The 24,937-nt window shown below is 72.3% G+C and carries 11 protein-coding genes; 5 read left to right on the top strand and 6 right to left on the bottom strand.

Annotated elements, in window-relative coordinates:
* Window positions 1-81: 81 nt before the first annotated feature.
* The 5 genes from FOF48_RS23475 to FOF48_RS23455 are packed head-to-tail and all read left to right on the top strand — an operon-like array spanning window position 82 to window position 4,692.
* Window positions 82-768 (top strand): TetR/AcrR family transcriptional regulator, encoded by a 687-nt coding sequence (locus FOF48_RS23475; protein WP_143904997.1) that lies wholly within the window; start codon window positions 82-84, stop codon window positions 766-768.
* The gene (locus tag FOF48_RS23470; RefSeq protein WP_143904996.1) at window positions 765-1,565 is read left to right on the top strand and encodes a CoA transferase subunit A; all 801 of its coding nucleotides are present in this window, start codon (window positions 765-767) and stop codon (window positions 1,563-1,565) included. Before FOF48_RS23475 ends, FOF48_RS23470 begins: the two co-directional genes overlap by 4 nt.
* Complete coding sequence (locus tag FOF48_RS23465) at window positions 1,565-2,311, top strand: CoA-transferase subunit beta (protein WP_143904995.1); 747 nt, start codon at window positions 1,565-1,567, stop codon at window positions 2,309-2,311. The genes FOF48_RS23470 and FOF48_RS23465 overlap by 1 nt, the downstream gene beginning before the upstream one ends.
* A 44-nt stretch (window positions 2,312-2,355) precedes the next feature.
* Window positions 2,356-3,393: a zinc-binding dehydrogenase gene (locus FOF48_RS23460; protein ID WP_143904994.1), complete on the top strand. Its 1,038-nt coding sequence runs from the start codon at window positions 2,356-2,358 to the stop codon at window positions 3,391-3,393.
* 42 nt (window positions 3,394-3,435) lie between these two features.
* The gene (locus FOF48_RS23455) at window positions 3,436-4,692 is read left to right on the top strand and encodes a hydroxymethylglutaryl-CoA synthase family protein (protein WP_143904993.1); all 1,257 of its coding nucleotides are present in this window, start codon (window positions 3,436-3,438) and stop codon (window positions 4,690-4,692) included.
* 209 nt (window positions 4,693-4,901) lie between these two features.
* Here the strand turns inward: FOF48_RS23455 and FOF48_RS23450 are convergent, their stop codons facing one another.
* The 6 genes from FOF48_RS23450 to FOF48_RS23425 all read right to left on the bottom strand — a co-directional run bounded on the left by FOF48_RS23450 (window position 4,902) and on the right by FOF48_RS23425 (window position 24,700).
* Entirely contained in the window at window positions 4,902-6,194 is a 1,293-nt protein-coding gene (locus tag FOF48_RS23450) for a hypothetical protein (RefSeq protein ID WP_143904992.1), read from the bottom strand.
* Between the two features lie 100 nt (window positions 6,195-6,294).
* Window positions 6,295-7,236 carry a hypothetical protein gene (locus tag FOF48_RS23445; protein WP_143904991.1) on the bottom strand — a complete coding sequence of 314 codons (942 nt, stop codon included), beginning with the start codon at window positions 7,234-7,236 and terminating at the stop codon, window positions 6,295-6,297.
* Between the two features lie 59 nt (window positions 7,237-7,295).
* The gene (locus FOF48_RS23440; RefSeq protein ID WP_143904990.1) at window positions 7,296-15,350 is read right to left on the bottom strand and encodes a non-ribosomal peptide synthetase/type I polyketide synthase; all 8,055 of its coding nucleotides are present in this window, start codon (window positions 15,348-15,350) and stop codon (window positions 7,296-7,298) included.
* Window positions 15,347-18,376, bottom strand: coding sequence for a type I polyketide synthase (locus FOF48_RS23435; protein WP_143904989.1), 3,030 nt, complete (start codon window positions 18,374-18,376; stop codon window positions 15,347-15,349). The genes FOF48_RS23440 and FOF48_RS23435 overlap by 4 nt, the downstream gene beginning before the upstream one ends.
* Before the next feature lie 2 nt (window positions 18,377-18,378).
* On the bottom strand, window positions 18,379-23,880 hold the full coding sequence (locus FOF48_RS23430) for a type I polyketide synthase (protein ID WP_186002044.1): 5,502 nt from the start codon (window positions 23,878-23,880) through the stop codon (window positions 18,379-18,381).
* A gap of 304 nt (window positions 23,881-24,184) precedes the next feature.
* Complete coding sequence (locus FOF48_RS23425) at window positions 24,185-24,700, bottom strand: carboxymuconolactone decarboxylase family protein (protein ID WP_143904987.1); 516 nt, start codon at window positions 24,698-24,700, stop codon at window positions 24,185-24,187.
* Window positions 24,701-24,937 lie beyond the last annotated feature (237 nt).

Here is a 24,937-nt window from a genome sequence, read left to right as displayed (position 1 = left end):
ACCGGTCGGTAGGCGAATTGACCTACCGGTCGGTAGGTGGTTCTTCCGGGCGGGAGCAGGCCGCCGGCAAGGAGAGCACGCGTGACACCCACGGGGCGCAAACCGGACGAGGGCGAGCGGTACCGGACCATCCTGGAGACGGCGGCCCGGCTCATCTGCGAGCGGGGCTACGAGGGCACGTCGATGCAGGAGATCGCCGCCGCGTGCCGGATGACGAAGGCGGGGCTCTACCACCACATCCAGAACAAGGAGCAGCTGCTCTTCGCCATCATGAACTACGGCATGGACGTGTTCGAGGAGCAGGTCCTCGGGCCCGTGGCGGACGTGGCGGACCCCATCGAGCGGCTGCGCCAGTGCATGCGGCAGAACATCCACCTGGTGACGAGCGGCCGCAGCAAGGAGGTCATCATCATCCTCCACGAGCACGCCACGCTCACCGGCGAGGCGCGCGAGTACATCGACCGGCGCAAGAAGCGCTACGTGCGCTTCCTGGAGGACGCGTTCGCGGAGGCGAACCGGCTGGGCCGCCTGCGCGGCGTGGACCCCACGGTGGCGGCGTTCTCGCTCCTGGGGATGATCCTCTGGGTCTACAAGTGGTTCAAGCCGGACGGCCGCCTCACCGAGGAGCAGATCGCCGACGGGATGGTGGAGCTGCTCTTCCCCAGCCTCTCGCTGGGTGCCTCGGCGCCCGCGCCCTCGGAAGCCCCCGACGACACACCCGCGCTGCGCATGGTGCCGCGCGCCGCCTCCGGGGAGGAGCCCCAGTGAACCGCGCCCGGTGGTGTTCCCTGACGGAGGCGGTGGCCTCCATCCCGAACGGCGCGTCGCTCGCGGCGGGCGGGTTCATGCTGGGCCGCGCGCCCATGGCGCTGGTGCTGGAGCTGGTGGCGCAGGAGAAGCGCGACCTCCAGCTCATCTCCCTGCCCAACCCGCTGCCGGCGGAGTTCCTGGTGGCGGGCGGGTGCCTGAAGCGCGTGGAGCTGCCCTTCGGCGCGCTGGTGCTGGAGAACCGCGTGCGCCCCCTGCCCTGCCTGAAGCGGGCCATCGAGGCGGGCGACATCGCGTGGCGTGAGCACGACGGCTACCGCGTGGTGCAGCGGCTGCGCGCGGCCTCCATGGGGCTGCCGTTCATCCCCGCGCCGGACGCGGACGTGTCGGAGCTGGCGGAGGTGGATGCGCCGCGCACGGTGGAGGATCCCTTCACCGGCCGCCGCGTGCCGGTGGAGCCCGCCTACTACCCGGACGTGGCGCTCATCCACGCGCGGGCCGCGGACGACAAGGGCAACCTCCTCATCGAGGACCCCACCACGGACCTGCTCGTCGCGGGCGCGGCGAAGCGGGTCATCGCCACCGTGGAGGAGCGCGTGTCGAAGCTGTCGCGCGTCACCGTCCCGGGCTTCCAGGTGGAGCGCGTGGTGCTCGCCCCCGGCGGCGCGCTGCCCACGGGCTGCCTGGGGAAGTACCCGCACGACGACGCGATGCTGTCCGCCTACCTGGCCGCGGCGGAGGCCGGCGGCGCGAAGGACTTCCTGATGTCGCTGCGCGCGACGCGGAGCGCGGCGTGATGGCGACGACGACGGTGGACCCGACGCCCGCGGAGACGGTGGTGTCGCTGCTGGCGCGGGAGATTGAAGACGGCTCGGTGGTGGCCACCGGCGTGGCGTCTCCGCTGGTCATCCTGGCGATCGCCGTGGCGCGGGCCACGCATGCGCCGGGGCTGACGTACCTGGCGTGCGTGGGCTCCCTGGATCCGGCGCTGCCGGAGCTGTTCCCCTCCTCGGAGGACCTGCGCTACCTGGACGGCCGGTCCGCGGAGGTGAGCATCGCGGACCTGTTCGACCACGCGCGCCGGGGCCGGGTGGACACGGTGTTCTTCGGCGCGGCGGAGATCGACCCGGCGGGCCGCACCAACATGACGGCGTCCGGCAGCCTGGAGAAGCCGCGCGCCAAGTTCCCCGGCGTGGCGGGCGCGGCCACGCTGCGCCAGTGGGTGAAGAACCCCGTCCTGCTGGTGCCCCGTCAGTCGCGCCGCAACCTGGTCCCCCAGGTCCAGGTGGCCACCACGCGCGACCCCAGCCGCCCGGTGCGGCTCATCTCCGACCTGGGCACGTACGAGCTGGGCGGGCCTCGCGGGGCGCGGCTGCTGTCGCGTCACCCCTGGGCCACGGTGGACGCCATCGCCGAGCGCACCGGCTTCGAGTTCGCGGTGCCGGACGCGCTGCCCGTCACCTCCCTTCCCGACGCGCGCACGGTGGAGGCCATCCGGGCGCTGGACCCCCGGAACCTGCGCGACGCGCTCGTCGGCGGCTGAAGCGTTTCCTCTCCCCTTTGTCGCGCTACGAAATGAGGCACCAGATGGAAGCTGTCGTTCTTCGCCAGTTCGGGAATGCAGAGAACCTGCGTCTGGAGACCGTGCCGGTGCCCCGGCCGGGCAAGGGCGAGGTGCTTCTGCGCGTGCACGCGTGCGGCGTCTGCTACCACGACGTCATCAACCGCCGCGGCAACCTGCCCCGCACGCACGTGCCCGCCATCCTGGGCCACGAAGCCGCGGGCGAGGTGGTGGAGGTGGGCCCGGAGACGGTGGGCTGGAAGGTGGGCGACCGCGCCGCCACGCTCCAGCGCATGTCCTGCGGTGAGTGCGCGCTGTGCCTCTCCGGCCGCAACAGCCTGTGCAAGCAGGACAACCGCTTCTTCGGCGAGGAGCTGCAGGGCGGCTACGCGCAGTTCATGGTGGCCCCGGTGCGCGGCCTGGGCCGCGTGCCCGCGGACCTGCCCTGGGCGGTGGCCGCGACGGTGTGCTGCACCCTGGGCACCGCGGTGCACACGCTGCGCACGCGCGCGAAGGTGAAGGCCGGGGAGACGGTGCTCATCACCGGCGCCAGCGGCGGCGTGGGGCTGGCCGCCGTGCAGCTGGCGAAGGTGGACGGGGCGCGCGTCATCGCCATCACCTCCGGCGAGGCGAAGGTCGCCGCGCTCAAGGAGGCGGGCGCGGACGAGGTCATCGTGTCGCGCGGCCTGGACTTCGGCTCGGAGGCGCGCAAGCGCACGCAGGGCCAGGGCGTGGACGTGGCGGTGGAGATCGTCGGCAGCGCGACCTTCGACCAGACGCTCAAGGCCATGGCGCCCGGTGGACGCGTGGTGGTGGTGGGCAACCTGGAGTCGGGGGTGGTGAACCTGAACCCGGGGCTCGTCATCGTGAAGGAGCTGGAGATCCTGGGCGCGTACGCGACCACGCGCGTGGAGCTGGATGAATCCCTGCGGCTCACGGCGAAGGGCCTCATCCGTCCCTTCGTGTCGGAGGAGGTGGCGCTGGCGGACGCGGGCCGTGCGCACTTCCGGCTGGAGAACCGGGAAGTGGCGGGCCGGCTGGTGCTGGTGCCGCCGGCGGCGTGAGGCCTTTCGCGGTCGCGACCTTTTGCTCTTGAGGAGTTCCCCATGAAGAAGCGGGTTGGAATCGAAGCGCTGGCGGTGGCGGTCCCTCGCCGGTACGTGGACATCGAGGACCTGGCGCGGGCGCGCGGCGTGGACCCGGCGAAGTTCACCGCGGGCCTGGGCGCGAAGGAGATGGCGGTCAACGACCCGGGCGAGGACTCCGTGTCGCTGGCGGCCACGGCGGCGGCGCGGCTCCTCCAGCAGCAGGACGTGGATCCCGCGAAGCTGGGCATGCTGGTGGTGGGCACCGAGACGGGCGTGGACCACTCGAAGCCCATCGCGTCGCACGTGCACGGCCTGCTCAAGCTGCCGCGCGCCATGCGCACGTTCGACTCGCAGCACGCCTGCTACGGCGGCACGGCGGGGCTGATGGCGGCGGTGGAGTGGATCGCCTCCGGCGCCGCGGCGGGCCGCTCCGCGCTGGTGGTGTGCACGGACATCGCGCGCTACGGCCTGAAGACGGCGGGCGAGCCCACCCAGGGCGGCGGCGCGGTGGCGCTCCTGGTGTCGGAGACGCCGGACCTGCTGGCGATGGACGTGGGGCTCAACGGCGTGAGCACCGCGGACGTGTATGACTTCTGGCGTCCGGTGGGCCGGCGCGAGGCGCTGGTGGACGGGCACTACTCCATCACCTGCTACCTGGACGCGATGGCGGGGGCGTACCGCGGCTGGCGCGAGCGCGCCCTGGAGCAGGGCCTGGTGCGCTGGGACTCCAAGCTGCCCAGCGAGCAGCTGGCGCGGATCCTCTACCACGTGCCCTTCTGCAAGATGGCGCGCAAGGCGCACGCGCAGGTGCGGCTGTGCGACCTGGAGGACTCCGGCAACGGGCCAGCCACGCCCGAGGCGCGCGATGAGGCCGCGAAGTCCCAGGCCAGCTACGACGCGCAGGTGGCGAAGTCGCTGGGGCTGAACGCTCGCGTGGGCAACGTCTACACGGCGTCGCTGTATCTGGCGCTCGCGGGCCAGCTGCACGCGGAGGGCGCGGCGCTGGCGAACCAGCGCATCGGCCTGCTGTCCTACGGCAGCGGCTCCTGCGCGGAGTTCTACTCCGGCGTGGTGGGCGAGAAGGCCCCGGAGCGCATGGCCCGCGCGGACCTGGACACGGTGCTGGCGAAGCGCGAGCGCGTGTCGGTGGAGGAGTACGAGCGGCTGATGAACCTGCCCTACGACGCGCCGGAGGCGATTGCTCCGGAGCCGGGCACGTTCCGGCTGGCGGAGATCCACGAGTACCGCCGCAAGTACGCGGGCGGCGCGGCGTAGCCACGGCGTGCCCGTCGCGGGAGCCCTCCTCCTGGCTCACACCCCCAGGAGGGAGAGCACCGCGCCTTGGGCTTCGTCCTCCAGTGTCGGCACCTCCGGAGGGCCCTTCGGGTTCGCGCCGTGACAGGGGCCCACCGCTCCCGCCGCGAGGACGGGCGGCCTCCGGGAGCAAGGTCAGGAGCGACGTTCACCCTGGCGCATTCGCGCCCTCACATCCGGCGTCCCCGGAAGCTCCACCGCGAGCGGCGGCCCCATGCCGCCGCGACCAGCACGAGCGCCCCCGGCACCAGCCCGGGCGCCGCCGCGCAACCATCCTTCGGCGGCGGCTGCTCCACCGAAGGCCCGGGGGTCACGGGCTCCACCCCGGCGTCGCTGCCGGGAACGGGCGCTCCGAAGAGCTGCGCCAGCTGGGGCCAGAGGGCCGGACATCGCTGCTGCACGGGCGTCGTGGCGGGACACTGGTGCGCGCCCTTCACGTCGCTGAGTCGGAACATCGGCTCCCAGGTCGTTCCCTCGTCGGCGCTGCGCGCCAGCGCCCAGCCCCCGGTCCAGCTCGCGCCACAGGCGTAGAGGGAGCCGCCGCGCTTCAGGGAGCAGGCGTTTCCGTTCGGCTCCGCGAGCTCCACGAAGGGCTCGTCGTCGTGGCCCCGGAAGAGGCGGGTCGTGGTGGAGACCCAGACCGTGCGCCCGTCCTCGGAGGACTCCACGCTGGCGATCCGCTCGTAGGTGTCCATCACGGGCGTCAACGTGGCGCCGCCGTCCGTGCTCTTGAGCAATGAGTCGCGGCCCTGGGCGGAGACCCGCGCCCAGAGCACGTCGGGCGAGGTATCGCTCACGCGCAGCAGGACGAGATCGTACGGGAGCTGGAAGCGGGTCAGCGGCTGGGGCAGCCGGGTCCAGGTCTGGCCGCCATCCTCGCTGCGGGTGAGGAACTGGCCGTCCGCGTCCTGGCCCGAGGCGTAGACGCGCAGCGGATCCGAAGCGGCGACGCGGATGGACGTGAAGCGGGAGGTCGGCGTCGGCGCGAGCACGAGCGTCCACGACCCGCCGCCATCCTCGGAGCGGTAGAGCCCGTTGCTCAGGGAGGGCCGGCCGGTGCTGACGTAGAGACGCTGCTCGTCGGACGCATGCATGGCCAGGCTCGTGACCCAGGTGTCCTTGAAGAAGGCATCCGGAGTCCACGTGCAGCCGGCATCGTCGGAGCGCACCAGCGCGCTCCCCGTGGCGGCGAGCAGCGTCCCTCCGGACAGCCAGAAGTAGCGCTCCGGGCGCCAGATGGCGATGCCCATGCCCTCCGGGCAGATCCACCGCCACGTCGCGCCGTGGTCGCGGGAGATGAGCGCGCCCGACGGGTCGCCCATGATCCAATCGTCCTCGTGACCTCGGCGTACGCTGATGCTGCTCGCCTCGTCAGGCATGCCCCAATGCGCCACCGCCGGCGCCGCCCACAGCGACAGGAGGAGCGGCAGCCTCCAGGACAGGAGGACGGAAGTCTTCGTCACGGTGTGGCTCCGGTGCGGCGATGCGCCTCGCGGGCGAGGAGGAGGGGTGAAACTCCGCGCGCCGGGGCCTCCGGCGCGCGGCACTTCGATGGACCGCGCGTCAGTTCGCCGCGTTCCGGTACTCGAAGTCCTCGAGCGTCATCAGGTAGTCGCCCTTGTCGGCGCGGTAGCGCATGCAGTAGCGCGTCGGGTAGAGGCCCGAGGCCTCCATCGCCGGAGGCGCCTTGATGACCCGGCAGTCATCGGCCGGCTTGCTCTTGGCGAAGCTGCCCTCGACGACGGTCTCGAAGTACGTGATGTGGCCGTCGTACGCGCCGTAGACGAACGCCTGCGTGAAGGGCTCGCCGTTGAAGGGCGACTCCGCGATGTCCGCCAGGTGGTTGCCCATGCGCGCGGAGACGCCGCGCTGGTTCTCGAAGCCCGTCGGGTAGAAGGGCGCCGGAGGGTCCTTGATGGCCTTCGCGTAGTCGTTGCAGTCCGTGTAGACGCCGCACGGCCCGGTGCGGATGAAGTTCCGCTTCACGAAGTCCTGCATGAAGAAGTGCAGGTCGAAGTGCCCCTTGTCGAACGCGCCGATGGGGCCGTGCCCCCGGCCCTGCCAGTTGAACATGATCCACTGGAAGGGGACGTCCTTGAGCTTGGGGAACCAGAGCACGCGCTCGTGCCCGCCGTTGCACTCCTTCTCCGGGTCCGTCACCCCGTCGTTGTTCATGTCCCAGCACGTCTGCCCGTCGTTCGTCGGCACCATGGGCAGGGTGTCCATGGCGGCCTGGTCCACGGTCACGCCAATGGCCTTCACCGAACCGTCCGCGTTCTTGTGGACGATGGACTGCACGTAGCCATCGCCAAACGACACACGGTTCTCCATCAGGTCGCATGGGCCTCGGTAGGCACCGTGCTTCATCTCCGAGGACAGCTCCTTCTCGGAGACCTTCTTGGACTGGTTGTCGATACAGGCATCGACGGTCTCCCCTTCATCGGAACAGCCAGCCATGCCCAGCAGGGCCACACCCAGGATCCACGGACTCAGACGCAGCGACACGGTGCACTCCTTGTGAACGAAGAACGAATCCAGACGACGCAGGACAGCCCCGCCCCTGCTCACGCGCGAAGGGCGGACGAAAGCGAGCCCACGAGCGCGTCGAGCCCGTGGCTGAACAGCGTGTAGTGATTGCCTTCCAGCTCCACGAGCTCGCCGCCCGAGGACAGCTGGAGCCACGCCTCCGCGTTCTGCCGCGAGGCGCCTCCGGGCTGCGCGCCCCGACAGAACCAGACGCGGCCGGCGTAGGGCCGGGCCTGGTACGCCGTGAGCGCGCGCATGTTCGCCTTGAACACCTCCGCGTGCGCCCCCAGCGTCGCGCGGTCGAGCTCCGGCGCGATGGCCTCCTGCGCTCGCAGGTCATCCACCACGCGCTCCAGCACCGCCTCCGAGGGCAGGGACCGCAGCGCGCCGGCATCCACCTTCACCCGGCGGGCGGACAACGCGCCCAGGTCCTCCGCGAAGCGCGCCATCAGCGCCGCCTCGTCCATCGCGTCCCCGCCCTGCCCCGCGGGCGGCACGAGCACGTCGATGAGCGCGAGCGTGGCGACCGTGTCACCCGCCGCATGGAGCTGGCGTGCCATCTCGTAGGCCACGACGCCGCCCATGGACCACCCACCCAGGTGATACGGGCCGCGCGGCTGGACCTCGCGGAGCGAGTCCAGGTAGGCGGAGGCCATGGCCTCGATGGACCGGGGCGGCGCACCAGGCGGAACCTGGAGCCCGAAGACGGGCTGCTCCGTCCCCAGCTTGCGCGCCAGCTCCGCGTAGCAGAGGACGCTGCCCCCCACGGGGTGCACCAGGAACAATGGAGGCTTCGTGCCCGCGGGCTGGATGGGCACCAGCGCCCCCCTGCCCTCCTGGGACGTCCCTTCCGCCCCGGACAGCGACGCGGCGAGCAGCTCCACCGTGGGCATCTCGAAGAGGGTCGCGAGCGGCAGCTCCCGGCCCAGCTCCTGGCGCAGCCTCGCCATCAGCCGCACCGCGAGCAGCGAGTTCCCGCCCACTTCGAAGAAGTTGTCGTGGATGCCCACCGGTCCCGGCAGCAGCCCTTCCCAGAGGTGCACCAGCTGCTTCTCCAGGTCCGTGCGGGGCGCCACCCGGGCCACGGGCTGCTTCGGCTGCCGCGCGTCCCCCAGCGACGGCAGCGCGGAGCGGTCCACCTTCCCGTTCGCGCTGAGCGGCAGCGCGTCCAGCGTCACGAACGTCTGCGGCACCATGTACTCCGGCAGCTTCGCGCGGAGCGCGTCGCGCAGCGCGTCCATCGCGGGAGGCGCCTCGGCGTCGAGCACCACGTACGCCACCAGCCGCTTGTTGCCCCGCTTCTCACCCACGGCGGACGCCACGGCGGCGCGCACGCCCGGGTGCTGGAGCAGCGCGGTTTCGATCTCGCCCAGCTCGATGCGGAAGCCCTGGACCTTGACCTGGAAGTCCTCGCGGCCCAGGAACTCGATGTCGCCGCTGGGCAGGAAGCGCCCCAGGTCGCCCGTCCGGTACAGCCGCTCTCCGGTCAGCGGATGGCGGATGAAGCTGGCGCGGCTCTTCTCCTCGTCCTTCCAGTAGCCCCGCGCGACGCCCACGCCGCCAATGAAGATCTGCCCCGGCACCCAGGTGGGGCACGGCACCAGCGCCTCGTCGAGCACCAGCATCCGCTGGTTCACCATCGCCTTGCCGTAGGGAATGCTGGGCCAGGCCGGGTCGACGTCGCCAATGGGATACAGGATGGACCAGATGGACGCCTCGGTGGCGCCGCCCATGCTGTAGAGCGCGGCCCGGGGCGCCACGGCGCGGATGCGCTCCGGCAGCGACACGGGGATCCAGTCCCCGCTCATCATCACCGTCCTCAACTGGGGCCAGGTCTCCCCACAGCCCGCCAGATGGTCGGCCAGCATCTCCATCAACGCCGGGACGCTGTTCCACACCGTCACGCGGTGCTCGCGCACGAGGTGCAGCCAGCGGCCGGGCTCCCGCAGCTCCCCGGGGTCCGGGATGACCAGCGCTCCGCCCGCGGCCAGCAGGCCGAAGACGTCCCAGACCGACAGGTCGAAGTTCATCGCGGACAGCGCGAACCCCCGGCTGTCCGCGGTGATGTCGAAGCGCGTGTTGACGTCCAGGAGCGTGTTGAGCGCCGCCCGGTGTTCAATCATCACGCCCTTGGGGTGGCCCGTGGACCCGGACGTGTAGATGACGTACGCGAGGTCGTCCGGCCGCTGCACGCTCGCCAGCGGGCCGGCCTCCGGGCGCAGTGCCTCCGGTCCATCGATGGCCAGCACGGCGCCCGGATCCACGCCGGACAGGTCCAGCTTCAGCCAGGACTGGGTCAGCACCTGCCGGGCCCCCGTGTTCTCCAGCAGGTAGCGCAGGCGCGCGGGAGGCAGGTGGGCGTCGATGGGCACGTAGGCCGCGCCGGACTTGAGCACGCCCATCGCGGCCACGACCTGCTCCCAGCCCTTCTCCATCACCACGGCGACGAGCGCGTTGGGCCGCGCACCCTGCTCTCGCAGCCAGCGCGCGACGCGGTTGGAGGCGGCGTCCAGCTCCGCGTACGTGAGCGTGCGGCGCGCGGTGATGACCGCGGGCCGGTCCGGCCCCAGCGCGGCGGCCTTCACGAAGGGCTCGTGGATGAGGCCCTGGACGACCGGGGCCGCGGTCGCGTTGGCCTGCTGACGGGCCTCCAACTGCTCCGGCGGCACGAGCAGCCGCGTGCGCTCCGTCCAGGCGGACTCCTCCGCCGCCAGACGCAGCACCAGCCCGGAGTAGGCCTGGAACATGGCGTCGATCATCCCCGCCGGGAACAGCTCCTCGACCACGTCCCAGTTGAGGATGAGCCCCCCGGCGTCCTCCACCACCTGATGGTCCAGGAACACCTGCGGCGTGCGGATGCTGCTGTGGATCTCCTCGCCGCCGGTGCCCATGGCGAGCAGGTGCTGGGCCAGGCCGGCCGGCGCCGCCTCGCCTTCGCGCGAGTGGAAGTTGATGGTGCTCGCGAAGACGACGGGCATGCGGGCACGCCGCATGTCCCCGTCCCGCCGGTTCAGCTCGCGCAGCACCCGGACCCCGCTGAACGAGGCGTGGTCCAGGTCGTTCCACAGCTGCTGCTGAAGCCGCTCCGCCCGGGCGGAGAGGGACTCCGCGCGCTGCACGTCCACCTCCAGCAGCGTGGTGGCGCTGAAGTTGCCAAGCACGCGGTCCACGTGCGGGTGCAGCGGGACGCGGTTGAAGAACAGCACGTTGAGCGTGAAGGCGCGGCTGCGGCCCCACGTCGCCAGCACCTCGGCGTAGGCCGCGCACAGCACCATGGAGGGCGTCACGCCCGCCCCGCGTGCCAGCTCCTTGAAGCGCGCCCACTGCGCCTTCGGCAGCCGGAACGAACGGTGCGTGAAGCGCGGCAGCTCCAGCGTGCCCGGGTGGCGCGCCATCGGGAGCTCCGGCGCCGGGGGAAGCCTGGGCACGCGCTCGCGCCAGTACCTCTCCGCGGCGGCGTAGTCGGGGCCGCTTTCAAGCGCCTGCACGCCCAGGACGTAGTCGCGGAAGGTGATCTCGATGGGCCGCAGCGCCCCCGCCCCCTCGCGGTACACCGTGGACCACTCCTTGAACAACAGCGACGTGCTCCACGCGTCCACCACCAGCGCGTCGAAGCCCAGGTGCAGCCGCGTGCGCTCGCCGTCGATGCGCGTGGCCCGCACGTCGAACAGCGGGAAGCGGTCCGTGCGGAAGACCTGCGTCGCCATCTCCGTCCGGAGGGCCGCCAGCGCCTGCTCGACGTCGGAGGCCTCCTGCCCCCGGAGGTCCACCGTACGGATGACGAACGGGGGAACCGTGGGCAACACCCGCTGCTGCCCGTCCGGCGTGACCACCGCGCGCAGCATGTCGTGGCGCTGGATGATGACGTCCAGGCTCGCGCCCAGCCGCTCCAGGTCCACGCCCAGCAGGTCCACCTCGATGAAGAAGTAGGTCGACACCCCGCCCAGCTCGAACGAACGCGTCCGGCCCAGCAGGTACGCCTGCTGGAGGTCGGTCATGCCGAAGGGCTGGTGGCGTGCCTCCTCGTCGTGCCGCAGCACCCCCACCGGCCCCGAGGAGACCTCCGCCCGCACCGCCAGCGCCTGCTCCGGAGCACCCGCCGCGGTGGCCTCCATGCCGAGCTGGCCCAGGACCTCCGCGCACAGCGCCTTGAGGTTGGCCCCCGCCAGGAGGCCGCCGAGCGACAGCGCCACGGACAGCTCGTTGGCGACCGCGCTCTTGAGCTCCAGCGCCATCAGCGAGTCGAAGCCCGCGTGGCCCAGCGGCGCGTCCAGGTCGACCTCCGCGGCCGTGGCGCGCAGGATGATCGCGACCTGTCCACGCAGCCACTCGAGGAGCCGGGGCGCGCGCTCCGGCACCGGGAGGCGCGCGAGCACGTCCCGCAGGCCCGTCGACGCGGGACGCGCGGCACGCAGCGGCGCCACCTCCGCGCGCGTCGCCTTCTGGAGCCCTTCGGTCGTCGTGCGCTTGAGCAGCGCCCCTTCCGCGCGCAGGAAGACACGGCCCTGGGCGTCGGCCAGGTCCACGTCCGCGACGAGCGTCGTGTCGCCCTGCTTCCAGGGACGCAGCCGCACGTGGGCCTGGCTCGGCCCCGCCGGAGCGGTGGTTCCGACGACGAACCGCGCCACCTCGACGATCATGTAGATGGCGTCCGCGGGCACATCGCCCGGCAGGCACGCGAAGACCGCCTGGAAGAGCGCATCCACCAGCCCCGGGTGGACGCGGTAGTCCTCCGCCTCCCGGCCCTCCGGCGCGCGCATCATCGCGAGCGCCTCGCCCTCGCGGAAGTGGACCTGCTCAATCCAACGCGCCGAGTGCCCCAGCACCAGCTGACGCTGCTCCATGCGCGCGTAGAACTCCGCGCCGTCCAGCTTCCGTGTGCAGTGTTCGAGGACGGCTTCAGCGGACTCCAGGCGTGTGGCCTCTCCGGCCCCCGCAAGCCGCCCCTCCACGTGCATCGCCCAGGCGCCCGAGTCCTCCGGCGCTCCGGGCGGCACGCTGTAGAGCGCGAAGCCGCGCTCCCCCTTCGCGTCCTGCGCGTCCACCACGAGGTGCGCGACGCGCGTCTCCTCCTCGTCCAGCAGGAGGCCGCGCCGGACCGAGAGGCCCTCCACGCGGCACGCACCGCCCCCCGGCGTCAGGGCACTCCAGGCCTGGAGCGCGGCCTCCAGGAAGACGCCCACGTTGACCACCCGCATCCCGCCCATGCGGCAGTCGCCCAGACAGGGGTGTTGGGCGGCGTCGTACCGCACTCGGAACTGCGCGGAAGGCAGCGGCGACGGCAGCCGGTGTCCCAGCAGCGTGGGCGCCCCGTCCTTCTCCTCGAGCACCGCCGCGCGACGCGTTCCCGCGCCCGACGCCGCCGTGGGATACCAGTACCGCTTCCGCTCGAAGGCATACGTCGGCAGCGGGACGCGGTGGGGATCGAGCCCCGTCCCGAACGCATCCCAGTCCAGGTCCGCGCCCCGCGTGAACAGGGCTCCGGCGGCCTCCAGCATGGAGCGCAGGGGCTCCAGGCCCTTGCGCATCGAGGGCAGGAAGCTCCGCGCGTCACTGGCCGCGAAGCGCTTCACCATGCCGATCAGGTGCGGCGCGGGCCCCACCTCCACGAAGGTGTCGAAGCCGCTCTCGAGCAGCCACTCCATGCTGGCCTGGAACCGCACGGCCTCGCGGGCGTGGTCACGGAGGTAGCGCGGCCCCAGCGTGGCGGCGTCCACGGGCCGGCCGGTCAGGTTGGAGATGAGCGGAATGGACGGCTCGCGGAACGTGAGCCGGGACGCGGCGCGCTCCAGCTCGTCCAGCATCGGGTCGAGCAGCGGCGAATGGAACGCCTGCGAGACGTTGATGCGCTTGTGCTTGAGCCCCTGCTCCGTCAGGCCCCGCAGCACGTCCTCCACGACGCCCGCGTCACCGGAGATGACCACGTTGTCCGGCGCGTTCACCGCGGCCACGGACACGCGCGCCGACCGCCCCTCCAGCGCCGCGCGCACCTGGGCCTCGCTGGCGAAGACGGACGCCATCGCGCCGGCCTCGGGCAGCGACTGCATGAGCGCGCCGCGCACGGCGAGCAGGGCCACCGCCGCCTCGGGCTCGAAGACGCCCGCCACGCAGGCCGCGACGTACTCGCCCACGCTGTGCCCCAGCACGGCCGAGGGCGTCACGCCCCAGCTGCGCCAGAGCATCGCGAGCGCGTACTCCACGGAGAAGAGCGCGGCCTGGGTGTACCGGGTCTGATCCAACAACCCCGCCGTGAAGCCCTCCGCGCGCAGGAGCGTGAGCAGGGGCACGTCCCAGTGCGGCGTCAGCGCCGACGCGCAGCGCTCCAGGGCCTGCCGGAACACCGGCTGCGTGGCATGAAGCTCCACCGCCATGCCCGGGAACTGACTGCCCTGCCCCGTGAACAGGAAGGCCACCTTGGGCCCCTGCCCGACCTGCGCACGCCCCAGCGAAGCGCCCGCGGGAAGCTCTCCCGCCGCGACAGAGGTCAGCGCGCGCTGGAGTTCGTCCAGGTTGTTCGCGGGGAGCGCCAGCCGCTCCGTGAAGCGGGCCCGCCCCGTGTTCACGCTGAAGCACACGTCCTCCAGCGGGAGGTCGCGCTTCGAGGCGAGGTGCGCCGCGTGACGGCCCGCCAGCTCCGTCAGCGCCGCCGGGCTGCGCGCGGACAGGGTGAAGAGCTGGGCGGAGGGCTCGAAGGCCCTCGCCTCGCGCGCCACCCTCGGAGCCTCCTCCACCACCAGGTGGGCATTGGTCCCGCTCGCGCCGAACGAGCTCACGCCCGCGACGCGCGGACGCTGGGCGCGAGGCCAGGCCTCCGGCTGGGTGACGATGGCCACCGGCAGCGCGTCCAGGTCGATCTCCGGGTTCAGCTCGCGGAACTGGACCTGCGGCGGCAGCTCTTCGTTCTGGAGCGCGAGGATGACCTTCATCAGCCCCGCCGCGCCCGCGGCCGGCTCCAGGTGCCCGATGTTGGCCTTGATGGACCCGATGCGGATCCGCTCCGCGTCGGTGCGGCCCTCGCCCAGCGCGGCGCCCAGCGCGCGGACCTCTATCGGGTCGCCGAGCGGCGTCCCCGTGCCGTGCGTCTCCACGTAGCTGACGCGCTCGGCCCCCACCCGGGCCGCCCGGAGCGCGCCTCGGATGACGTCCTGCTGGGCGGCGGGATTGGGCACCGTGAGGCCACCGCTGCGGCCATCCTGGTTGACGCACGAGCCCCGGATGAGCGCGTGGATGTGGTCCTTGGCCGCCACGGCGTCCGACAGACGCTTGAGCACGAAGACGACGCAGCCCTCGCCCCGGGTGTAGCCATTGGCATCGCGGTCGAAGGTCTTGCAGTAGCCGTCCGGCGCCAGCATCCCCGCCCGCGACAGCACCACGAACCACTCCGGTGACAGCAGCACGTTCACGCCGCCCGCCAGGGCCAGCGAACACTCCCCCGAGCGCAGGCTCTGACAGGCCTGATGGATGGCCACGGCGGAGGACGAGCAGGCGGTGTCCACGGACAGACTGGGACCGCGCAACCCCAGCCAGTAGGACAGGCGCCCCGCCGCGAACGTCGACGCGTTGCTGGTGAGGCAGTACGCGTCCAGCTGCTCGATGGGCGTCTCCTGCATCAGCTTCTGGCAGTAGTCGTAGTTGGTGATGCCGACGAACACGCCGGCAGTGCTCCCCTCCAGCTTGTCGAAGGGCTGCGCGGCGTTCTCCAGCGCCTCCCAGCTCACCTCCAGGAAGAGGCGCTGCTGTGGATCCAACGTGGCCGCCTCTCGCGGCGAGATGCCGAACACGCCGGCATCGAAGCGGTCGACCTGCTCAAGAAAGCCGCCCCGGAAGGGCTGCCCCTCCGGCGTCGCCGCGTGCCCTCGCTCCGGCGGGAACGCGCGGATGCCGTCGCCCCCGGCCCGGAGAAACCGCCACAGCGCGGCGGGGTCGTCGTTGCCACCCGGAAGGCGGCAGGACATGCCGACCACGGCGATGGGCTCGGTCCGCTGGGACTCGACGGCATCGAGCTTGCCGCGGAACTCACGGATGCGCTCCAGGGCGCGCTGAAGCAGCTCGTCGCGGTTGGGCGCTTCGGTGGAAGCCGGCTGGTGGCTCATGACAGGTCCTTGCTGGAAAGGGAGGAGGTCTCTTCGAGCTCCCGGGCCAGGAGGTCGGCGATGCTGTCCGCGCCGGCTCCTGTCTCCAGGGGCATGAACCTCGAGGGGGTCGCCTCGGTGCGGTGCGCGGTGGACGGTGCCGGGGGCGGCACCAGGAAGGTGGCCAGCTGTCGGGACAGCCGCTCCACGGAGGGGTTCTCGAAGATGACGGTGACGGCGAACTTGCGCCCCAGCTGCTGCTCCATCCGGTTGCGCAGCTGCCCTGCCATCACGGAGTCCATGCCCATCTGGAAGAAGCCCTCCTTCGGGTCGAGCCGCGCGGCGTCGAATTTCAGGATGCGCGCCACCTCCGTGTGCACCAGGCTCCGCAGCCGGGTGCCTCGCTCACGCTCCGGCAGCGCGGCCCACTCGGCCTGCCTCGCCGTGACCGGCGCGCGAACATCGCCGACGCGCCGGGAGGCGGGCTCCGGGGGCGTGTCACGCACCGCCGCGAGGGGAAGCTCCAGGCTGGTGCCCCGCGTGGAGGTCCGCAGGTTCACCGGCCGCTCCTTGAACCAGAAGGACTCGCGCTCGAAGGGATAGAGCGGAAGGCGGCGGAAGCGCTGATGCGGCGCGAGCAACCCCTCCAGCCGCACGCCCAACCCCGCCGCGTGCAGCGCACCCGCGGACTCCAGCAGGGCCTCCAGCCCGTCCTGGCCCGCACGCAGACTGGGCACCGCGAGCGCATCCGTCGGGCCCTGCCGAGCGGCGACCTCCATCACCGTCGCGACGAACACCGGCTCGGGGCTCAGCTCGACGAAGAGCGCGTGACCCGCGCGCAGCGACTCCTCGAGGGCCGGCAGGACCGACGCCGGATGGCGCAGGCACCGGGACCAGGAGGCGGCGCCCTGAACCTCGCCGTCCAGCTCTGTCCCTTCCGCCGAATACATGGGCACCGACGTGGGCCGAGGGGTCAGCCCCAACCGCTCCGCAGCCAGTGCTTCGGGGGACGCGGTGCCCTTCGTCAGCAGGGCGCCACACCGGGCCGCCACGCGCGCGGCGTCGTCCAGCGAGAGCGCGCCCGCGACATGGGCCGCGGCGATCTCCCCCACGCCCTGCCCCACCACCGCGCCCGGCTCGACGCCCCACGAACGCCACAGCTCGGCGAGCGCCACCTGCACGGCGAAATGCTCACCGACGCTGTCGACGCCTCCGCGCGGACCTGCCGCCAATTGGAGCGCGCCACGACAGCGCTCCAGGGCCTGGGCGAACACCGGACAGTCTCGGCCCAGCGACTCCAGCCGAGCTCCGGAGAGCGGCTGCTGCGCGGGGAAGACGAACACCGCGCGCCCGGGCCTCCCCGCGGGCCCCGACCGCATCGCCGGGGCACCCTGGTGGAACGCCCGGAGCTTCTGGATGGCATCCTCGCGCGACCGGACCACCAGCCCCACCCGGTGGTTGTGGTGCGTCCTGCGCAGCGCCGCCGTCGCGCAGAGGTCCTCCAGCGGCTCGTGCTGGCCGGGACCGCTCGACAGGTGATCCGCCAGACGCCAGGCCACGTTCGCCAGCGCGGTGCGGCTGCGAGCGGAGAGCACCAGCAGGTGGGCTCGCTCCGCCACGGCCGCGGTCGGACGCGGCGCCGCCTCGGGCCGCGAGGACTCCACGGATCCCAGCACGACGTGCGCGTTGGTGCCGCCCGCGCCGAACGAGCTGACCGCGCCGTACCTGCGCTCGGCGGGGCCCGGCCACGGCGTCAGCTCGGTCGGGACGAAGAGGCGCGTGCCGTCCAGCGAGATGTGGGGGTTGAGCGCCTGGAAGTGCAGGTTCGCCGGGATGGCGCCGTGCTTGAGCGCCAGCGCCACCTTGAGGAGGCCGACGATGCCCGCGCCCGCCTCCAGGTGTCCGATGTTCGTCTTGATGGAGCCGAGCGCGCAGGGCCGCCGCTCCCCTTCCGAGCCCCCGTAGATTTCGGACAGGGCCTCGACCTCGATGGGGTCGCCAAGCGAGGTGCCCGTCCCGTGCGCCTCGATGAGGCCCACCTCCGCGCCGGTGAGCCGCGCCCGCTCCAGCGCCTTGCGGATGACCGCGCGCTGCGCCCCGCCGTTGGGGGCGGTGAGGCCGTTGCTGAGCCCGTCCTGGTTGACGGCCGAGCCGTGGATGACGGCCCAGATGTTGTCACCCGCGGCGAGCGCGTCCGACAGGCGCTTGAGCACCACGACGCCGCAGCCCTCGCCGCGCACGTAGCCGTCCGCACGGGAGTCGAACGTCTTGCAGCGACCGTCGGGCGCCAGGGGCAGGCCCTTGGAGTGCGCCACCGACACGACGGGCGACAGCAGAAGGTTGAGCCCGCCCACGATGGCGGTGGAGCTCTCGCCGCCGCGCAGGCTCTGGCAGGCCTGGTGCACCGCCACGAGCGAGGAGGAGCAGGCCGTGTCGAAGGCCATGCTCGGCCCGCGCAGGTCCAACAGGTACGAGAGGCGGTTGGGGATGATGCAGTTCGTGCCGCCCACGAGCGAGTACGTGTCGAGGACGTCCGGCTCGGAGAGCTGGAGCTGGAGGTAGTCGTTCCCGTTGGCCCCCACGAAGACGCCGGTGTCGCTGCCCGCGAGCGCCTTCGCGCTCAGGCCCGCGTCCTCCAGCGCGTGCCACGCTACTTCCAGGAAGAGGCGCTGCTGCGGATCCATCTGCGACGCCTCGCGGGGCGAGATGCCGAAGAAGTACGGGTCGAACCGGTCGGGCGCGTCGAGGAAGGCGCCGTACCGCATGTGCATGCGCCCCGGCGTGGCCACGTCCGCGTCGAAGTACCGCGACACATCCCACCGGTCCGCGGGCACCTCGCTGACCGCGTCCACCTTCCCGCGGAGCATCTTCCAGAGAGACTCCGGGGTCTCTCCTCCCCCTGGGATGCGGCACCCCAACCCGATGATGGCGATGGGCTCCCGGCCACGTGACTCCAGGGCCTCGAAGCGGGCCCGGAGGTCCTTCAGCGCGTCGAGGCTGCGCTTGAGCAGCGTGGGATCATTCGCGGTTGGCAATGGGGCCGTCATGGTCAGGACTCCTCGATGAGCTGTTGGACCTGGGCGAGCTCGGCCTCCAGCAGCCGCTCGAGATCCAGGTCGGAAGGGACTTGCGCGACGGGCGGCGCGGAAGGCGGCGGCGCGGCCCGCTCCGGAGGCGGCCGGGACACGGCCGCGGCGGCGGGGGTGGCCTGCTTCAGGACGAAGCCGGTCAGGGCCTCCACCGTGGGGTGGTTCCAGAGCGCGGTCGCGGAGAGCCGGATGCCCGTGCGCGCTTCGATGCGATTGCGCAGCTCCAGCGACATCACGGAGTCCATGCCCAGCGTGCGCAGCGGCTGGTCCATGGGGACCCGAGCCGGGGCCAGCTTGAGCACGGTGGCGACGACCTGCCGCAGCTCCTCCTCCGCGCGAGGCCGCCGCCGCGTCGGCTCCAGCGCGGCCAGCTCGTCGAACAGCGTGCGGGGCACGACGGCCGACGCGCGGGCCTCCTCGCTCCGGGGCGCGGGGCGCGCCACGTCGAGCACGCGGACCTTCAAGCCGTCGACGTGGAACAGCGGCTCGCCCGCGTCGGTGAACGCCACCACGTCTACGCGGAACAGCGGGCCTTCATCCCCCGGACGCAGCCGCGCATGGGCGTGGAAGGTTCCTTCCGGAACGCGGTGGAGCGCGAACGCGTCCACTCCGACGCTGATGAGCTGCCGCCCCCGGAACACGAGGCTGGGAGGCAGCGTGGCGATGGCCAGCTGGAGCGCGGAGTCGATGCAGGCCACCGGGGCCAGCTCCGGATCCACGGACGCGGCGGGCGCGACCACGCGCCCCAGCGCCTGAGCATCGCGGGACCAGACGCACTCCACGCCGCGGAACGCGGACCGGTACTCCAGCCCACAGCCCGCCAGCAGCTCGTAGTACCGGACCTGATCCAGGAGCATCGCCGCGGAGCCCCGCAGTGCGTCCCGGGCCGCGAGCGCTTCGAGCGCCCGTTCACGCCCGGCCTGCTCCTGGCCCGCGTCCAGCCAGGCCCGCGCGTGGGGGACCCAGGCTCCGCCCTCCCCCTGGGAGAAGGTCTGGAGCTCCCGCTGGGAACCTCGGACCGAGAGCACGGTCTGCACGCGTGGGGCAGGTCCGGCTCCCAGCACGAGCGGGTGCGGGAAGGTGATGTCCTTCAGCGCCACCGGCGCGCTCCCCATCGCCAGGCGCGCGGCCCGCACCGCCAGGGTCAGGTAGACAGCCCCGGGGACCACCGCGTCGCCGCCCACCCAGTGGTCCGAGAGGAAGTCGGACACCTCCGGGCCCCACTCCGCCTGCCAGTGGTGGAGGCTCGGCTCCACGGCGGACGGCAGGTGCCCCCCCAGAAGCCCTTCACTGCCGCGGCGAGCAGGCCCGGACGAGCGGGCCACGGGCGCGGGCTCGATCCAGAACCGCTCGCGCTGCCACGGATAGGTGGGCAGGGTGACGCCAGGGCGGCCGGCGCGAGCGACCGCGCCCCAGGACACGTCCATTCCCCTCGCGTAGAGCGCCGCCAGGGAGCGGAGCGCCGTCTCCCGTTCGGACTCGTTGCGGCGGAGCGAGGGCAGCACCTCGCCCGCCTCGCCCACGTCCGCCAGCTCCTGCTCCACGGCGGGCAGCAGGATGGGATGCGGGCTCATCTCGATGAAGACGTCATGGCCCGCCGCGCGCGCTCGCCGGACCGCGGAGGCGAAGAGGACTGGATCCCGCAGGTTGCGAACCCAGTAGGCGGGCTCGAAGTCGCGGCCGTCCGTCTCGGCGTCCAGCACCGTGGAGTAGATGGGCACCGCCGCCGTCGTCGGCGCGACGCTGGCCAGCACCTCCAGCAGCTCCGCCTTGATGACGTCCATCTGCGGGCTGTGGGAGGCGACATCCACCTTGACCCAGCGCCAGAAGACGCCCCGGGCCTGGAGCGCCTGGGAGATGACCTCCAGGGACTCACGGTGGCCGGACAGCACGGTGGACCGGGAGCTGTTGCTCACGGCCACGGAGACGCGCTGTTCGTGGCCCACGAGTGCGTCCCGGGCCTCGTCCAGCGTCAGCTCCGCCGCGAGCATGGCGCCCTGCCCGCTCACCCGGCGGAGCAGCTGGCTTCGGCCGCAGATGATCCGCGCGGCATGCGCGAGGCTGAGCGCGCCAGCGACATAGGCCGCCGCGACCTCGCCCATGCTGTGGCCGATGACCGCCTTCGGCTCCACGCCCCAGGAGCGCCAGAGCGCGGCCAGACCCGCCGCCACGGCGAAGAGCACTGGCTGCACCACGTCCACCAGGGCCATCCGGGACGCCTCCGCGGAAGCCTCCAGCTCCTCCAGGACGGACCACCCGGTGAGCGCGCGGATGGCGCCATCGCACCGCTCCAGCTCCGCGCGGAAGGCCGGCTCCTGGCGAAGCAGCTGCCGCGCCATCCCGTGCCACTGCGAACCCTGCCCGGGGAAGACGAAGACGACCGACGGCTGCTTCGCGAGGGCTGGCGTCACCAGCCGCTCGTGGGGCTCGCCGCGAGCATGCGCCTCCAGCGCCAGGGCCAGGGACTCTCCATCGCGCGCGACCACCGCCAGCCGCTCCGCGTGGTGCGTCCGGCGCGTCGCGACCGTGGCGGCGACATCCTCCACGCTCACCTGCGGCCGGGCGCGCAGGGACGCGGCCACCCGCCCCGCCAGCTCGCGAAGCGCCTGCGGCGTGTGAGCGGAGAGCGGCACCAGCTCATCGCGCGAGTCACCACCGCCCGTCCCGGAGCACCCCAGCCGGAACAACGTGGCGCGCGCCTCGTGGAAGGCCAGCCGTTCGTCCTCGTCCCGCGTGGTGGACGGAAGCACCACGGGAGGCGGTCGGCGCCCCTCCGCGGCCTGCTGGAGCGCGCCCACCAGCACGGGGTGGGGGCTGAGCTCCACCAGCGCGTCCACGCCCTCGGCCACGAGCGACGCGAGCACGGGGGCGAGCCACACGGGCGTCCGCAGGTTCTGACCGAAGTAGCGCCCATCCACCTCCGGTCCGTCCAGACGCCGTTGGAAGGCGGTGGAGATCATCGGCAGCCGCGCGGGCTTCGGCCGGAGGCCCTGGAGCACCGCTTCGAGCTCCGGGAGGATCGCGTCGATCTGCGGGCTGTGCGCGGCGACGTTCACTCGGATCCGCGCGCAGAGCTCCTTGCGGCGCTTCAGCTCGGCGAGGAGCGCATCGAGCGCGACCGGCTCTCCCGAGAGCACGGTGGACCGGGGACCGTTGTGGCCCGCCAGGACGACCGCGCCGTTCGAGTCCTCCAGGAGTCCGGCCAACGCCACGGGCGGCAGGTTGACGACCGCCATGCCGCCGCGATCCGCCAGCAGCTTCTGGAGCCGGCTGTAGTGGTGGATGACGAGCGCCGCCTCGTCGAGGTCGAGGATCCCCGCGATGTGCGCGGCCGCGATCTCTCCCAGGCTGTGCCCCACGACCACGTCCGGCGTGATGCCCCAGGCGCGCCACTGCTCCGCCAGGGCGACCTGGAACGCGAAGAGGAGCGGCTGGACCACGTCCACGTCGTCGTAGCGGGCGGAGCCCTCCGCCTTGAACAGCTCCTCCCGGAGCGATTCGCCGGAGTGGACCGCCAGGGCCGCGTCCGCGCGCTCGAAGGCGGCGCGGAAGGCGGGCTCGGTGAGCAACATCCGCCGCCCCATGCCGACCCACTGTCCCCCCTGGGGAGAGCAGACGAACGCCACCTTCGCGGGCCGGTCCAACGCGGTCCCGCGCGTCACCGGCGCGGGCTCCGCGCCCTCCAGGAACGCGCGCAGGCGCCCCTCCAGCTCCACGGTGGAGCGGACGCAGAGCGTGATCCGCTCCCGCCCCGAGCCCTCCGCCGTCAGCGTCTGACAGAGCCTGTCCAACGGGGCCCCGCTCCGCACGGCCTCGAGCGCGAGCCGGGCCCGCGCCCGAAGGACCTCCGCGTCGTCGGCCGCCAGTCCCAGCCAGGCGAGCCGGGGCGACGGTGCCTCCTGGAGCACGACGTGGGCGTTGGTGCCGCCCCAGCCAAAGGCGCTGACGCCCGCCACCGCGGGCCCGTCCGGCAGCGGCCACGGCTGGGCCGCGCGCGCGACCTCCAGGCGGAGCGCGTCGAAGGGGATGAGCGGATTGGGGCGCTCGAAGTGGAGGCTCGGCACGACGGTGCGCCGCTCGACGCACAGGCACGCCTTGAGGAAGCCCGCGATGCCCGCGGCCCCCTCCAGGTGGCCGATGTTCGTCTTCACCGAGCCGATGAGCAGGGGGCGTCCGTCGGCGCGCGCCTTCGCGAACACGGCGCCCAGGGCCCCCGCCTCGATGGGATCCCCCAGCGCGGTGCCCGTGCCGTGCGTCTCGACGTAGCCGACCGCGCCCAGCTCCACCCTCGAGCGCGCATACACCTGACGGAGCAGCTTCTCCTGGGCCTCCGGGTTGGGCGCCGTGAGGCCGTTGCTCGGCCCATCGTTGTTGCTGTGGGTCGCCCGGATGACGCAGCGGATGGAGTCACCCGCGGCGAGCGCGGCGGAGAGCGGCTTGAGGATCACCACGCCGCCCCCCTCTCCCCGCCCGAACCCGTCCGCGCTCGCATCGAAGGCCTTGCACCGGCCATCCGCGGACAGGCCGCCGAAGCGCGTCAGCGCCACCATCGTGTGCGGCGAGGCCATCACGCTGACGCCGCCGACGATGGCGGTGGTGCTCTCCCCCGCCCAGAGGCTCTGGCAGGCCAGGTGGACCGCCACCAGCGACGACGAGCAGGCCGTGTCCAGCACGAGGCTGGGGCCCTGGAGGCCCAGCACATAGGACAGGCGGTTGGCGATCATGTTGAGCGCCTGCCCGGTGGCCGTGTGCGGCGTGATGCGCTCCGGCTCCGCCCCCCCCAGCTCCGCGTAGTCCCTCCAGATGGCCCCGACGAACACCCCCGTGGCCGTCGAGCGCAGCGCGCCAGGAACGATGCCCGCGTCCTCCAGCGCCTCCCACGCCAGCTCCAGGAACAAGCGCTGCTGCGGATCCATCTCCGTCGCCTCGCGCGGAGAGATGCCGAAGAACAGCGGATCGAACCCGGCGATGTCCGCGAGGAAGCCGGCACGGCGCGGCACCCGCTGCGCCCCGCCACCCCGGTCCGCCTGCTGGAGCCGCCCATCGCTCCACCGTCCAGGCGGCACCTCCGTCACCGCGTCACGCCCCTCCCGAAGCAGCTCCCAGAAAGAGGCGATGTCCGGAGCGCCGGGGAGGCGGCAGGCCATGCCCACGACCGCGATCGGCTCGCCGTGGGCCACCGACGACGCGGCCTCCACCGGTGCCGCGTCGTCCGCGCCCTCGGAGGACAGGTGCCGCAGCAGCGCCTCCACGCTGGGGTGGCGCCAGAAGACCGTCGGAGACACCTCCCGCCCCGCCAGCGCCGACAGGGTCCGCCCCAGCGCCACCGCGCCCAGCGAGTCGAGCCCGTAGTGGGTGAAGGGCCGGCGCGCGTCGATCTGCGCCGGAGCCACGCCGTTGCGCAGGGCCAATGCCTCCAACAGGTGGGCCCGGAGTGCCGACAGCACGGACGCTTCCGTCACTGGAGCAGACATCATCTCGCCATCCCCAAGGCAGTTCCCCCTGTCAGCCCTTCCCCAAGGGCGTGGGTTCCACGTCAGCGTGTCCGGGACCGCGGTCGCGCTGTTTCATGCTCAAGACAAAACAAGACCTCGCCGCCGGCCGCGGCCGCACGCACCCGCGCGGCAGGGCCGGGGCGTGAGACATTGTCAAATGTCTGAAATGGAGCCGGAGATGGACTCGCGACGGGCGGAAGCTCCGCCTGGAAGGCCGGGCGGTCCGCTGCCGGGCCCCCTGCGCGCCCGGGGCCACCGGGCGCCGGAATGCCTAGCGCGTGACGGCCCCCGCGGGGCGGGTCCAGGCGAATTCCTTCAGGGCGGGCTCCAGCTCCACGCCACCGAGGTGGTTCGCGTAGTTCACCAGCACCTGCTGGGACAGCGCCAGGAGGACGTCCAGCGCGTTGGCCGGGGTGAAGCCCTGCGCCGTGAACCGGCTCCAGAGCGCGTCATCCACGAAGCCCTTCTCGCGAACCACCGTGCGGGTGAACTCCGCGAGCACCTCCAGCCGGGGGTCGGGAAGCGCCGCTCCCGTCCGGAGCGCGGCGACGATCGCATCCGGTACCTGGAGCTTGCGACATAGAAAACTATGGAAGGCCATACAGTACGAACAGTCATTCTCCCAGCCGATGGTCATGATGACCACCTCGCGCTCGTGCGCGCTCAGGGAGGACTGCGCCAGGATGGGCCCCAGCTGCGCGAAGCCTTGCGTCGCGCTGGGCGACTCCGCCATCAACCCCAGCAGGTTCGAACGGAAGCCCGCGGACTTCTCGACAGCGGCCAGCACCGGACGGGACTGCTCCGGAGCGCTTTCAATCGTATGAATCCTCAGTCGCCCCAAGACTCACGCTCCCCATTGCGTTATTGCTTTAAATCAACAATGCCACCTAAGCATTGACCTTTCAACAACGATTCGCATTCCTTCCATTTCTTTCAAGCGGCGCCCGAAATGAATTTGATAGGAATTTCCGGGCACTTTTCATCCTGGAATTCCCCTGCGATTCCAGCCACTTGCGATTCGACC

Origin of the sequence: Corallococcus sp. Z5C101001, from assembly GCF_007352635.1 — a bacterium.
GTDB lineage: Bacteria > Myxococcota > Myxococcia > Myxococcales > Myxococcaceae > Corallococcus > Corallococcus silvisoli.
The sequence above is the reverse complement of the archived record's forward strand: the minus strand, read 5'-3'. Positions and strand labels throughout refer to the sequence as shown.

Excerpts from the sequence above, each read along its gene's own strand:
- FOF48_RS23440 (WP_143904990.1), bottom strand. The coding sequence starts at position 15,350 with ATGAGCCACCAGCCGGCTTCCACCGAAGCGCCCAACCGCGACGAGCTG.
- FOF48_RS23455 (WP_143904993.1), top strand. The coding sequence starts at position 3,436 with ATGAAGAAGCGGGTTGGAATCGAAGCGCTGGCGGTGGCGGTCCCTCGC.
- FOF48_RS23435 (WP_143904989.1), bottom strand. The coding sequence starts at position 18,376 with ATGACGGCCCCATTGCCAACCGCGAATGATCCCACGCTGCTCAAGCGC.
- FOF48_RS23465 (WP_143904995.1), top strand. The coding sequence starts at position 1,565 with ATGGCGACGACGACGGTGGACCCGACGCCCGCGGAGACGGTGGTGTCG.
- FOF48_RS23460 (WP_143904994.1), top strand. The coding sequence starts at position 2,356 with ATGGAAGCTGTCGTTCTTCGCCAGTTCGGGAATGCAGAGAACCTGCGT.